Source organism: Microbacterium sp. zg.Y909 (assembly GCF_024626565.1).
On sequence record NZ_JANJFJ010000096.1, the window covers coordinates 1 to 13,422 of the forward strand.

The following is a 13,422-nucleotide window of genomic DNA, read 5'->3' on the forward strand; positions in this document are numbered from 1 at the left end:
CTCACGCACCCGCACGACGGTGGCCGCGGTGTCCCGTCGCTCGCTACGCCGCGTGGGAGACTGAAGGTGCCCTGTCGTTCTCGCTTTGCGCCGCGGGCTCCACCCGAGCGGCGCGACTCCCGAAGGGACCCGAGCCCTGCACGGAACTCAGACTCCCCAGCCGAGTGCGATGGCGGCGCGCCTGCGCGCCGCCCGCACGTCAGGCGACACCGTCGGCGTGCTCCGGATCGTCGCCGAGTACCCCCTCGTCGCCTGGTACGCCATGCCGTTGCCCGAGCTCGCGGAGACGATCGCAGAGGCCATGGCCGGTGTCTCGGATTCTTCCGATGACAAGCAGATCTGCCGCGGCCTGCTGCAGGTCCTGCGCGGCGAAGAGATATCCATCACCCTCCCGGCGCGGCTGCAGGCCATGCCCCTGGCGATGCGCGGCATGCAAGAGCGGCTGCGGGGCGCTCCGAGTGCGGCGCTCCGACTCCAACTGACGGCGCGCACGCAGCGGGTGCGCTCGGCGAGCACGCTGTTCGACACGACCGACGGACTCGCCGCGTTCGAGGCGATGCAGATGGGCATCACCCGCATGCTGGCCGGCGACCTGGTCGGCGCGCTCATCGACTTCACGGCCGTCCGCTGGTCGCCGACCCCCTCGCTCCCTTTCCTGATGCGCGACGCGCACGTGAAGTCCGCCCTGGTGCACGCCCTGTACGGGCGACCGGCGGACGCCCACCGCAGCATCCAGGCTGCCCGCTCGATCCCTCGCACCGCGAGCTGGGTCGAGGGAGGGCTGGACGCGCACCTCGAGATGGCCGCCGCAGTGCTTGAGGAGGACGCGCACGCCGCCGTCTCACGGCTGGAATCGATCCCGCTCGACGCGGTCGGCGAACTGTGGCCGTTCCTTGTGGAGGCCCTGTACCGCGCCCATTCGCGCGCCGGGCGCGGTGAGGCAGCCGCACTGCGCTTCGAGCGCCTGCGCGACGCCGCACCCCCCGCGAGGCCGGGCGATGGGATGCCGGGCAACGTCTTCGACTGCATCCTCGCCCTCGTAGCCTTCTTCCGCGGCGACGCGACGATGGCCCGTCGACTGAACGCGACCGTGCCGCCGACGTTCTTCCGCGGGGCGATGATGCAAGCCATGCTCGACATCGTCGCCGGGCGTCCCGACGAGGCCCTGCGCATCCTGGCGGAACTGCGTCCGTCAACGGACGGCCTCGATCAGCTGGAGGGACAGCGCCTCGCGCTTCGGGCGCAGGCCCTGTTCGCACGGGGGCAGCGCGTCGATGCCCTTGTCGCTCTGTCCGAGGTCCGCGATCTGCCCGACGGCGCCGGACGGCTGGGCGCCCGCCTGCTCACTGCGGACCTGCACGACCTCGCCCGCGCGGAGGTTGCCGGTTGGGAGTCGATCCCCACCAAGGCGCTCTGGCCCGAAGACACCATCGCGCTCACCGAGCGTGAACGCGAACTGCTCGCTGCCCTGCACGCGGGTCTGACCCGCACGGAGATCGCCGAGCGGCTGTTTGTGTCCTTGAACACGATCAAGACGCACCAGCGGTCACTGTTCCGAAAGTTGGGCGTCTCGACACGGGCCGAGGCCGCCGCGATCGCCGAGCGTCGCGGCCTGCTCTGACGGTTCGGGTCAGCGACGACGCCAGACGAGCGCACCCGTGCCACCCGCGACGGTGACGGCGAGCGCGAGCGCCCACCAGGGGAAAGGCACCGGAACCTCAGGGACGAACCGCGCAACCTCCGCGGGCAGGCTGGTCCGCTCGGCGTGCACGAGGATGCGGTGCGAGTTGATGCCGATGGGCGTGCAGGTGACGAGGGTGACGAGGTCGCGACCGGGGACGATGCGCAGCGAGTCGACATCGTCGGGCTCGACGACCTGTGTCTCGGTCACGCGGTAGGCGAGGGTCTGCCCCAGCACCGTCAGAGTGAAGGTGTCCCCCTCCGTAAGCCGGTCGAGGTGGGTGAAGAGGGCGGACTGCGGGTAGCCGCGGTGCCCCGTGAGGACCGCGTGGGTGCCGGCGCCGCCGACGGGGAGGGACGAGCCGGTCAGGTGACCGATGCCGCGCTCGAGCGTTGCGTCGGACGTTCCGGAGTACACCGGCAGCGCAGCGTTGATCGCCGGTATGCGCAGCTGCGCGAGGACGCCGTCGGGTTCGTCGGTGACCAGCTCCCGCGCCTCGACGACCTCCGCCGTGTCCTCCTCGCCTGCCCCGAACGGGTCGCGCGCGATCCCCGCGCCGAGGGCGGCGTTGTAGGCGCGGGATGCCGCGAGTCTGCGGTCGAGTTCGGCGGGACCGACGGCGTCGATCGTCTCTGCGTAGCCTTGCAAGCGATCGCGCTGCGAGAGGTCTGAGAACCAGCTCGCCGCCGAGGGGTAGATCATGATCGCTACCCCCGCGACGACGAGGGCCACCACGAGCGCGCGGGCGCGCAGAAGCCCCGGCCGACGCGGCTGCGCCGACCGGGGCTCGTGCATGTCCGAGATGATGATCGATCCGGCTCGGTGGTTCCGATCAGGACGTCAGGCGACGGCCCGGCTGCGGCGCGCCCGGATGGCGATGCCGGCCGCCAGCAGGAGCAGTCCGGCGCCGGTGCCCCAGAACACGACGGTTCCGGTGCCACCGGTGAGCGGCAGCTCGAACCCCGCGTTGTGCGGTGCGTTGCGCACCGCAGCCTGGTAGGTGAACGGACCGGTCACGGCGCCCGCGTCGACGAGCTCGACCTCGATCGGGTCGGCGAGCAGCCCATAGCCCTCCGGCGCCACGACCTCGACGAGGTAGTAGGTGCGGTACTCCGGGTCGGTGTCGGCGATGCGGGCGCCGTCGACGAAGTTGCTCAGGCGCAGGCCCCCGATCGCGGCTTCACCGCGTGCGTCGGTCGTGACGACCTTCGTGCCGGCCGGCTGGCCGGGGATGTCGACCGCCTGGGTGAGGTCGCCCGCGCGAGCGGCGGCCTCGTCGAGGAACACGGCGAACTGGGCCCCGGCGAGGGCGGTGGTGCCGTCCATCGCCGTCTTGGCGATGCGGATGCTGCCCAGGCGCGTCTCGACCTTGTTGGACGGGATGCCGCTCGGGTTGTGGTCGACCTGGTACTGGTTGGGGAACAGCACGGCGTCGTTAGGGATCACGCCGTCGCCGATCGCGGTGGAGAGGGTCGTGATGCTGATCCGCACCTGCGCGGCGGGGTTGGCCTTCTTCGCCTCCTCGATCTTGGCGAGACCGGTCGCGGTCAGCTCGATGGTGACGCGGGTGTGCTCGTCGACCGTGGCCGCGGAGCCGATGAGGGTGGTCTGCCGGGTCGCGGTGACGGTGTAGTCGGCGGCGATCAGGTCGAGGGCGGGGGCGGTGAGCCCGTCGATGGTCACGGCCGTCTCCGCGGCGACGAACTCGAGACGCGGGTCGAGGTCGTCGACGACGAGCCAGCGGTCGGTCTGGCCGCCCTCGGGGATGCTGGCGTCGATCGTCCAGACGACGGCATTGTTGTTGCCGTTGTCGGGCGCGGTCGTGCCGATCGTGTCGGAGTCCTCCACGCGCTTGACGATCGCGTCGTTGTTGTTCTTGGGATAGACGTGCACGCCGTACAGCCAGGCGTCGAGGTCGGCCGGGTGTGTGATCGGCACGGTCACGACGAACGGTGCACCGGGGGTGAGACCCGAGGCGAGCTGCGCCGCCGTCAGGTGCTCCTGCACGTAGTAGGCCCCGAGGTCGAGGTCGTCGAAGACGACGACGCCGTCGGACGCGGTGATACCGTCGGCATCCGGTGTCGCGCCGGCCACGGCGGCAGCCGCGTCGGCCACCGTCATCGCCGCGGCGGCGCTCCACCCCGCGTCCGTGCCGAGGTCGATGCCGGGCACGCGGGCGGCGGTGAAGCGGATGTCGGCCAGCGCGTCCCATCCGGCGGTGTCGGCTGCGGGCAGCTCGAGACCGTCGCCCGCGTCACCACGCAGCAGCGGCTGCTCGTACTTGTGGACCGTGATGCTGCCCGTCTGAGCCGGGTCGATCGTGGGTGCGGCCAGGGCCGGTGCGGCGACGGTGGCGCCGAGCAGCGCGGCGACGGCGGCCGTCGCTGCGACGGCCCATCGGCGGACGTGGGTGTGCTCTCGCATGGGGTTGTCCTCTGTCTTTCGGATTGCGGGTCTCATGGGCGGAAGGGGGTGCATGTCAAGCGCGCCGACGCCACTGACGGATGCCGACACCGAGGCCGGCCAAGGCGAGCAGCGCACCGGCGAGCAGGTAGGGCAGGTTGCCGGTCGAGCCGGTGAGCGGCAGCGCGCGCGCGGCGACGTCGGCGACCGTGACGGTCGAGACGCCCGCGTCGGTCGCCGCGGAGACCAGGCGCGAGCCGTCGGGAACCGTGACGGTGCCGTCGACGGCAACGGCGATCTTCACCGGCTGCGGGAGCAGCGCATGCCCGGTCGGGGACCGGGTCTCCTCGACCCAGTAGGTGCCGGCGGGCAGATTGGCGACGATGAAGCGGCCGGCGGCGTCGGGGACCGGGGTCACGGCGACGGGATCGGCGGCGCCGGGGCGCGAGCCGTCTGTCGCATCGTCGCGGAGGATCCGGAACACTGCGCCCTCGAGCGCAGCGCCGTCGGCGTCGGCCTTCTGGATATAGAAGGCGGAGGCGCGGGCGTGGAACGGGTCGTCGTCCGAGACATCGAACGGCCGCGTCGGATCGGCCGGGTCGGGCGCGATGACAGCCTCTCCCGCCGGATCGGTGCGCGGGGCACCGGTGGGCGCGCCGTCTCGGTCGCTCTCGGGCACGACGACGCTCGCCGTCGCGGTGACCTCATCGTGATGACTCTGCTGCACGTCAAGGGCGAGGGAGCCCGTCACGACGAACGACTGACCGGGGCCGAAGAGGATATCGAGTTCCGCGTCGACGGGAACGGACGCCGGGTAGCCGAGCAGCGCTCCGTCGGGGCCCTCGAGCGGCGACGGGTCGGCGACCCAGTCGGTGACGGCGGGGCCGGCGACCGTGTCGTCGACGAGACGAACGGCGGTCAGCCATGTGTTGCCGGTATTGGTGACGACGTAGCGGACGGTGTTCGTCTCACCCGGCCCGTACACGACGGCGTCCGCTGCGGTGTCGGCATCCGCTTCAGGCGAGGCCGTGCCCTAGGCGTCCTTGTCCGGCGCGACCCAGTCGGTTCCGCGCGCGTACGCAGGAGCGTCGGCGTCGGGCGCCCCGTCGTACTTGATCACCTGGATGGCGCCGGTGTAGGCCGAGTACGGGTTCGCGCCGTCGACGGGGTTGCCCGAGATCGCGCCGTCCGCCCGGAATGAGGCCTCGTCGCGGTGCGCAGCACCGTCGCCGGCGGAGACCGTCAGCGTCGCCTCGCCGACGATCACGTCACCCACGGCCCAGGTCGTGGCCGGGTAACCGGTCGGGCGACCCTCGGCGTCGAGGTCCACCGTCTCGGCCCACGTATACGACCACGTCGCCGCACCGGCATCCCATGTCGCGTCGCGCGGCGCGCTCGCTCCGGGCAGCCACCACCGCAGCGAGGTGATCGCGGCGCCGCTGATGGCGGCATCCGTGAGGACGACGTTCTTCAGCGGCTCGGGCCCGGTGTTGGTGAGGCGGATGACGATTCTGCGGCTCTCGCCCGACTCGTAGACCGCGCCCGTGTCGAACGTGTCGGCGTCGACGCCGTCCCGGGTTATGGCACCGGTGCCGTCGACGTCGCCATCGAACTTCTCGATCGTCGCGGTGGGCGTCAGATCGGCGAAGTAGCCGGCATCCAGCGAGTGATCGTTCTGCCCGCCGGAACCCGTCGTGTACGCGAACGAGCCGGTCGCGGGGTCGGGGTTGGAGTCGGCCTCTCCGCGGGATCCATCGCCGGCGCGCTGGAGCGTCAGCTGGAAGTCGCCCCACGTGACCGCACCGTAGAGCGGATCACCCGGGAAGACGCGCGAGGTCGGGTCCACGCCGGGCGGAAGGCCGAAGCTGATGACGTAGTCGGTGCCGAACTCGAGCGGGTTCGCGTCCGTGCTGCTGAACAGGTAGGCGCCGTCGGCGTTCGTGGTGGTCACCAGCGGTGTGCCCGTCCCGTCGGCGCGCGTCGCGGTGACGACGATGCCGCCCAGCGGGGGCTCGCCCGGATCCTGCACGCCGTTGCGGTTGGCATCGAACCAGACACGATCGCCGATCTGCAGCGGCGCCTGCTCGGCGAGCGTCTGCACGTTTCCAAGGCCGCCGCCCTTCTGGAACGAGTTCGACCCGGGATTCGTCTGCTGGGACGTGTGCTGGTACCCGCCCACGGGGTTGCCGTTGTCGGTGTTGAACCACTTCAAGCCGGTGACGTTCACCGTGCTGAGGGGGTCGATGACCGCCGCGATGATGCCGTTGTAGCCCGTCTTGGCCGCGATGCCGCCGAGCGTGCTCTCCGGGTGGTACTCGTTCGCCCCGCCGTTGACCTTGTTGGAGTCGAAGAAGAACTCCCTACCCCCGATGCCCTGCCCTGAGTTGCCCTTGGCAGAGGTACGGCCGTCGATGAGGCGTCCGTCGCGTTCGAGGACGTACTCCCCCTCCGCATTGGGGGCCGCGATGAGGATGTCGCCGCTGGAGATCGCCTCGTATCCCCTGTTGTTGACGCCGGTCACGCCGCCGTTGACGGAGGTGTTGTCGTCGGCGGCCCGGTTGCGGTTGCCCGCCTGCAGGCTCGTGCGGTCCATGAGCCCGAGCACGAGGTCGTTGGTGTCGCTGAACTCGATGTCGCTGAGGATCGCCTGCGGGTAAGTCTGCACGGAGTTCCACGCGCTCGCACCGGCGTCGTATCCCACGCCCGTCGGCTGCTGCTGTCCGATGCCCTTGGCACCCGGGTTGGGATTGCTCCACGTGTCCACCCACGAGTTCCAGCGCCACAGCCAGGGCGCGTTGGCCCTGGTGGTGTTGGTACCTGAGACGTACGACGGGCCTTTCGTGTAGCCGAGATCGACCGTGAGCTCGGTCTTCCACCCGACGACCGCGCCGGCGGCAACGGCCGCAGAGATCTCGTCGGTCGTGGCGGAGACGACGGTCGCTGCGAGGGCCGTGTTCGCCTGCCAGGCGGTGCCCTCGTCGACGTAGCCGACGTACACGCCGCCGTGGTGCTCACTGACGGCCCAGGCGCGCTTGCCTGCGGGAAGGTTCAGGACGACGCGCTCGATGTGCGGGGTCGCGGCGGTCACGACGGCCGGGCCGCTCACGTCGATGCGGTAGACCTCGCGGTCATGCAGGTTGACGAAGTAGAGCCACCGGTCATCGGCGCTCACCGTGATCGCGCCGATGCCGATCCTTCCCGCGTTCGCGAACGCGTGCTCGTCCTTCGTCCAGTCGCTCGGAACGCCAAGGCCGCGCTGCGCGTTGGTGAGGGCGGGGCCGAGGTCCACCGTCGCGCCCGGCACGTTCGCCACCGGCTTGCCCTGGACGTCGAGCCACGGCTCGGCGGCTGCTGCTTTCGAGGCCGACCGCTGCCCGTCGACGGTGGCAAAGGTCACCGGGATGCGATAGATGCCGCCGATGCCCAGGGGGCCGAGGCCCGCCAGACGCTTGTACGACGCCGAGGCGAAGAGGGTGTTGCGTGAGGTCTGGAATGCGGTCCCCCACACCGAGCCGACCTCGCCGAAGGTCGCGAAGGTGTTGCGAACCGGGTACTGCGCGGTGGTGATGACGCCGGCGCCGTTGCGCTTGCTCGCACTGCCGTTCGCGGTGCTGTTCTGCCCGTCGTCGGCCGCGTAGAACGACTTCCAGTACTGGCCGACGATCGCCGCCTCGCTGCGCGCCGCGTTGGCGCTCAGCAGCGGGTCACCGGCGGACTGGATCGTCGAGACGATGGGTGGGGCGGTGGTCGAGTAGTCCTCGGGGGTGCTCACGCCGTAGTCGACGCCGGTCACCGACGAGGCGGGCGCCTGGATGAAGCGGACCGATGCGTTGCTGTACAGCGAGGGCGCCTGGCCGGTGGCGCTGAAGGTGTCGTGGAAGCCGTGCGCCGTGAACTCCAGGCGGAGCGGGTCGCCCGGAGCGACGGACGCGTCGAGCGTCAGCGAGTACGAGCCCCGGCTGTACCAGGCGCCACCGGCGTCGGTCGTCGAACCGAGCGCCGACAGGGTCTCACCGACGACGGTGCCGCGTGCGTCGTAGGCCCGCACCACGACGTTCTCCAGCCCCATCTCGCGCGGCCCGTTGCCCACCGCGACCCGTTCGAAGGTGCCGTTGCCGTTGTAGTCCCGGAAGGCCTGTCCGCTGACGGTCGTGCCTGCGGCAGTCGCCGACAGCGGAGGCACGATGATCCCGCCCGCGGCGATGAGCACGGCGGTGAGCGTCGCCAGCCACCGCCCGCGTCGCGCGGTCATGGGTGCGTCATGAAATCGGGCACGGCGCTGCAACGTGACTCCTCAGAGGATCCGGAAACGCGGGACCCGACCAGGGCCGTCATCGACTCCTGCCAAGAATGGGTCTCCCCCGCGAGCCCCAGGCTAGGGAGCCGGTGAGGGCCGCTTCCGACACCTCGGCGGGATCTCACCCGCTGGTTCACCCCCGTCACCCTCGCGCCCCCGGAGGGGCGCTCACGCGCGCTCCGTAGACTGCCAGCATGCCCGCCCGACCGTCCGTGATTCGGCGCGCCCTCGTCCCTGCGCTCGTCGGCGCGCTGCTGCTTCTCGGCGGCTGCGCGCGCAGCGATCAGGACGCTCCCGCCCTGGTGCGGGTGCCCGCCGACGCGGCCACGGTAGGCGAGGCCATCGGACTCGTCGCGGAAAACGGTCTCGTGCTGGTGGACCCCGGCGTTTACCGGGAGCAGATCCTCGTCGACAAGCCGGGGGTCACCGTCCGGGGCGTCGACCGCAACGAGACCGTCATCGACGGCGAAGGCATCCGCCCATACGGTGTCGTCGCGGTCGCCGACGGCGTGAGTGTCGAGAATCTCACCGTCACGGGGGCCACCTTCTACGGTGTGCTCGTGACCGGCCTGCACGATGAGGACGGACCGACAGCGCACGGGGGCGACGGATACGACCTGCTCGATCCTGAGCGGTTCCCCCCGATCCAGCGCTTCGCGATCGACCATGTCACCGCCTACGACAACGGACTGTACGGTCTGTACGCGTTCGACGCGCAGCACGGCGTCATTCGGGACTCGTACGCGTCCGGGTCGGCCGACAGCGGCATCTATGTCGGCCAATGCCGCCAGTGCGACATCCTCGTCACCGGAAACGTCGCCGAGAACAACGCGGTCGGGTTCGAGAACGCGAACGCATCCGACAGTGTATGGATCGTCGGCAACCGCTTCAGCGGCAACCGGATCGGGATGACGCTGATCTCGAACTACCGCGAGGCGTTCGTGCCGCAACGCGGCAACCTCATCGCCGGCAACCTCATCGCCGACAACGCCGAGGCGGAGTCGCCCGCGCATGCCGACGGCGGCTTCGGCGTGGGCGTGGGGGTCAGCGGCGGCACCGAGAACGTCTTCGAACGCAACCGCATCGAACGCAATCCCGTCGCCGGCGTCGTGCTCACGAGCACCGAGGACCTGGCCGCGACCGGCAACAGGTTCCGTGACACGGCGTTCGCCGGCAACGGGATCGATATCGCGAACACGTCGACCGACCGCGCCCCCGCGCGGGGCAACTGCCTCGACGGCCCCGTCGTCGCCGCGCCGCTCGACCTGTTCGCCGCGTGCACGGGCGCCCAGCCGGCCGTCCTCCCCTCGGCACTGCCGGCCGTGGCCGTGCCTCCGGGGATGAGTTTCCTGCGCGTCCCTCCCCCGCCGGCGCAGCCCAACATGCCCGACGTCACGGCACCCGCACGCATCCTGCCTGCCGAAATCGGGGCACCGGATGCCGCTGCCCACCCGCTGCCTGACAGCACACTGCTCGCGGATCGGTCGCGCCGATGAGCACCCGCCACCGGCTCGCGGCCGCAGTGGCCGTCGTCGCCGTCGCGCTTTCTCTGGTCGCCTGCGCGCCCGCCGACGGCGTGCGGCCGGTGACGACGGAGGAGTCGCAGGTGCTCGCATCGATGCGTTTCCGCAACTTCGACGCGGGCACGCGTGCCCTGTCGTTCGCGCTGGAGGAGGGCGATCTGACGCTCGCCATCGCGGGCTGGTACGACTTCGCGGGACACCGCGGATACGGACTGCTCGACACCGGCGACGGCCGAGCGCTTCTCGCCTGGACCGGCGACACGGTCGGGATGAGCGCGGGCGCACCCGAGGACGGCGCGGCCCCGCTGCCGATGCCGGAGGACGCGGAGTGGTCCACCACGCCGCTGGACCCGACGTCTTCGCGTCTGCACGCCCTCCTCGCGGTCATCGCGGGCCTAGGCTCCGACCGCCCCGACAATCCGCTGCTGCTGCAGCAGTCCGGCGCCTTGTGGGTCGCGGAGGAGACGGTCGACGGGGAGCCCGTCACGGTGTTCGCCGGCCCGCCGTCCGACGAGCCGCTGCACACCGGCGCCGAGGTGGACCCGGATGCGTCCGGCACCCGCTACTGGGTGGATGCCGGCGGGGTGCTGCACCGCGCCGATATCCGTGTCGGCGGCGCCTGGGTGCGCCTGGACTTCGCTGCTGCGCAGCACGTCGACCTCGGCGCCGGAGCAGCAGGATGAGCACGGGGCACGGCCGCGTCAGCCGGCGCGGCCTGCTGCTGGGCGGCGCCGGTGTCGGCCTGGGCGTCGTCGCGGGGGCGGCCGGCGCGGCGATGATGCGGCCTCCCGCGGCGCCGCTGGCCGGGCCGGACGGCGGTGGGCCGACATCCGCCGTTCCGGCGCGCGGGCGCCACCAGGCCGGGGTGGACCGCCCCACGACTCCGCAGCGGGCGGCGCTCGTGGTCGTGCTGGACCTGCCGGCGGCGAGCGCGCGCAACGACGTGCGCACCGCGGTGGCCGCGCTGGGTGATGCTGTCGAGGGCTGCACGGACGGCGCCGACCCCACACTGATGCCGGACGGGCCGGGTGACCTGGCCGTGACGATCGGACTCGGTCCGCGCCTCGTGCGGCTGATCGACCCCGCGCTGCCCGGCGCGCAGGACCTCCCCGACTTCGCAGGCGACGACGCGATCGCACGCGAGGCGCGGGGCGGAGACGTGCTGCTGGCGATCTACGCCTCGGATCCGAACGCGCTGCCGATCGTGGCGGGACGGCTGCGGGATGCGCTGCCGGGATCTCGAATCCGGTGGCAGCAGTCCGGGGTGCGCGGGCCGGGCGAGGGCACGGTGGCGCGCAACCCCCTCGGCTACCACGATGGCGTGATGGTGCCCGAGGGCGCCGAGCTCGACGACGCCGTTTGGATCGCGGACGGTCCGGCCGCGGCCGGGACGATCGCGGTGATCCGCCGCCTGCGCCTGAACGTGGAAGCGTTCCACGATCTGTCTCGGCGCGAGCGCGACCGGGTGATCGGACGGGAGCGCACCTCGGGCGCACCCCTCTCGGGCGGTGACGTGCACGACGGCGTGGATCTGACCGCGAAGACCCCTGAAGGCGAGTACGTGATCCCGGCCCGCGCGCACGTGCGTGCGGCCCACCCGTCGTTCACGGGGAGCGCGCTGATGCTGCGGCGCAGCTACGGCTATGCCAACGGTGTGGACGCGACCGGCGCCCCGGACGACGGCATCCTCTTCATGTGCTTCCAGCACGACGTGGATGTCTTCGTCCGTACGCAGGTGCGGCTGGACGAATCCGATGACCTGATGCGTTTCGCGCGTCCGACCGCGTCTGCGACGTTCTTGATTCCACCGGGCCGCACCGGCGACGAACCCTTCGGCGCCGCCCTCTTCCGTCCCTCCTGACCCGCGCACGCCCGTCCGGTCACGACCGCTCGGCATCGACCCGCTTCCCCTGCGAACCGGGCTCTGACGACACTATTGTCGGCGCGGCTTGGCCTTCACCGCGCGATTTGCGCGGGGACTGTCGAGGCATCGCGCCGAGCGAAACACTTCCACAAGGCGAGCACGGCAAGACCTACGCGCTCGGTGGCATCAATATGGCCTACGCCGACTTCCACCGCATGATCGCGGAGGAGGCGGGCATGGATCCCGCCCGCGGCATCGAGCACGGCATGCACCAGGCGGATGCCGCACGCGTGCAGGAGCGGTTCGCGTACGTCGAGCCGTGGCAGGTTCTGCGGCGCGCTGCGCTCCCGAGCAACACGAACTGCCGCCCGAACAGCGACCTACGGGGAGCGATCGCCCACTCGCTGCTGCCGCCGTTCGGGGTCACGGTGCGAGACGAACAGGGCGACGGCACCCACGACAGTCAGGACGACACCCGTCACCAGAAGCACCGTCGGCACCAAGTCGGCGCCGTAGACGATCTGCTCACCTGAAGGCATCGTGAACGAGCACGTGAGTCCGAGCGGGAACAGCTGCCAGCTTCCCTCGACGGTGAGCGTGCGATCGAGGCCGAGCTCCACGTGCCGTTCAATGCACGCCCGCTCCTCGCCAACGGCGGCCGGACCCCCATAGAAGCTCGCGATGAAGAGTCCCGTGAACAGCCACCAGAATATGAGGACGGGCAGGACCGCAGCACGGACGGTTCGTCTTCGGTCCATCGCTCAGCACCCTCCTGGCCGGTACGTCGACCGTACGGCATCGGCTGATCGGGGGGCAAAACCGGCACCGCTGGTCCCGTTCGAAAGGCGTCCCGGTTGCCCGCCGGAAAGACAGATGTCCCGCGACACATGAGACACATGTCGCGGGACATCACATCCGTGGCGAGTGAGGGATTCGAACCCCCGAAGGCTACGCCGGCTGATTTACAGTCAGATCCCTTTGGCCGCTTGGGTAACTCGCCAGGGCGCATCCGACCGGCTTAGTCAGTCGATCGGAGGCGCGATTGTCTATCGTACTCGGTCAAGGCGAGTGGCCGAAATCGAGTCAGTCGGCGGCGTCGAGCACCCGCGCCACGAACGCCTCGGTGCGCTGCCTGGTGCCGTCGATGCGGCGGTCGACGCTCGCACGAACCTCGCTGGGAGCCAGCGGAGCGGCCAGCCGCACGTTCTCGTGGCACGACAGATCGGCGCAGATGTAGGTGCCGATGCTGTCGCCGTGCGCACCGGCATCCCCCGCCTTTCGGGCGGTGAACAGCGTCACCTGGTTGGCGGGCTGCATCGTGTGGCACAGGTTGCACATGGCCGACCGCGCCCGACTCGGCCCGTCCGCCGCACGCAGCACCACGCCGGTCAGCTGACCCTCGACCTCCGCCACCACGTATCCCCGGCTGCGGGTGCGGGGATCACGCCACGCATAGAAGTCGAGGTGGTCCCAGTCGGCGAACAGGAAGTCGGCGGGCACGGCGACGAGGCGAAGGTCGTCGGAGCCGGCGTTGACGAACGACGTGCGCAGTTCGTCCTCGGTGAGGGCACGCATGGGTGCCAGTCTACGAACGCGCGTCCGTTGCAACACCCTCCCTGGGCAGAGCGGATGCCGCCGAGCGCCGATCGCGGAT

Annotated in this window: 10 protein-coding genes and 1 tRNA gene; 5 read left to right on the forward strand and 6 right to left on the reverse strand. The window is 70.9% G+C overall.

Features of this window, described 5'->3' with window-relative positions; all coding sequences use genetic code 11:
- Positions 1-169: 169 nt before the first annotated feature.
- Positions 170-1,621, forward strand: coding sequence for a LuxR C-terminal-related transcriptional regulator (locus NQ160_RS09145; protein WP_257514909.1), 1,452 nt, complete (start codon positions 170-172; stop codon positions 1,619-1,621).
- Between the two features lie 9 nt (positions 1,622-1,630).
- Here the strand turns inward: NQ160_RS09145 and NQ160_RS09150 are convergent, their stop codons facing one another.
- The 4 genes from NQ160_RS09150 to NQ160_RS09165 are packed head-to-tail and all read right to left on the reverse strand — an operon-like array spanning position 1,631 to position 8,336.
- Positions 1,631-2,476, reverse strand: a complete 846-nt coding sequence (locus NQ160_RS09150) for a class C sortase (protein ID WP_257514910.1) — start codon at positions 2,474-2,476, stop codon at positions 1,631-1,633.
- A 45-nt stretch (positions 2,477-2,521) separates the two neighbouring features.
- Complete coding sequence (locus tag NQ160_RS09155; protein ID WP_257514911.1) at positions 2,522-4,105, reverse strand: SpaH/EbpB family LPXTG-anchored major pilin; 1,584 nt, start codon at positions 4,103-4,105, stop codon at positions 2,522-2,524.
- 55 nt (positions 4,106-4,160) lie between these two features.
- The gene (locus NQ160_RS09160; RefSeq protein WP_257514912.1) at positions 4,161-5,069 is read right to left on the reverse strand and encodes a prealbumin-like fold domain-containing protein; all 909 of its coding nucleotides are present in this window, start codon (positions 5,067-5,069) and stop codon (positions 4,161-4,163) included.
- Between the two features lie 48 nt (positions 5,070-5,117).
- Entirely contained in the window at positions 5,118-8,336 is a 3,219-nt protein-coding gene (locus NQ160_RS09165; RefSeq protein WP_257514913.1) for an SdrD B-like domain-containing protein, read from the reverse strand.
- A gap of 239 nt (positions 8,337-8,575) precedes the next feature.
- Between NQ160_RS09165 and NQ160_RS09170 the strand changes: the two genes are divergently transcribed.
- The 4 genes from NQ160_RS09170 (at position 8,576) to NQ160_RS09185 (ending at position 12,301) form a co-directional block, all read left to right on the forward strand.
- Positions 8,576-9,877 carry a right-handed parallel beta-helix repeat-containing protein gene (locus NQ160_RS09170; protein WP_257514914.1) on the forward strand — a complete coding sequence of 434 codons (1,302 nt, stop codon included), beginning with the start codon at positions 8,576-8,578 and terminating at the stop codon, positions 9,875-9,877.
- Positions 9,874-10,587, forward strand: coding sequence for a hypothetical protein (locus NQ160_RS09175; protein ID WP_257514915.1), 714 nt, complete (start codon positions 9,874-9,876; stop codon positions 10,585-10,587). Before NQ160_RS09170 ends, NQ160_RS09175 begins: the two co-directional genes overlap by 4 nt.
- Entirely contained in the window at positions 10,584-11,765 is a 1,182-nt protein-coding gene (locus tag NQ160_RS09180) for a Dyp-type peroxidase (RefSeq protein WP_257514916.1), read from the forward strand. Before NQ160_RS09175 ends, NQ160_RS09180 begins: the two co-directional genes overlap by 4 nt.
- 194 nt (positions 11,766-11,959) lie before the next feature.
- The gene (locus NQ160_RS09185) at positions 11,960-12,301 is read left to right on the forward strand and encodes a hypothetical protein (RefSeq protein WP_257514917.1); all 342 of its coding nucleotides are present in this window, start codon (positions 11,960-11,962) and stop codon (positions 12,299-12,301) included.
- 385 nt (positions 12,302-12,686) lie between these two features.
- On the opposite strand, the gene NQ160_RS09190 is transcribed toward NQ160_RS09185, so the two are convergent.
- Both NQ160_RS09190 and NQ160_RS09195 read right to left on the reverse strand, forming a co-directional pair.
- Positions 12,687-12,768: transfer RNA gene (locus tag NQ160_RS09190), tRNA-Tyr, on the reverse strand.
- An 83-nt stretch (positions 12,769-12,851) separates the two neighbouring features.
- A complete protein-coding gene (locus tag NQ160_RS09195) occupies positions 12,852-13,343 on the reverse strand; it encodes an FBP domain-containing protein (protein WP_257514918.1) in 492 nt (163 codons plus the stop codon).
- Positions 13,344-13,422: the final 79 nt, after the last annotated feature.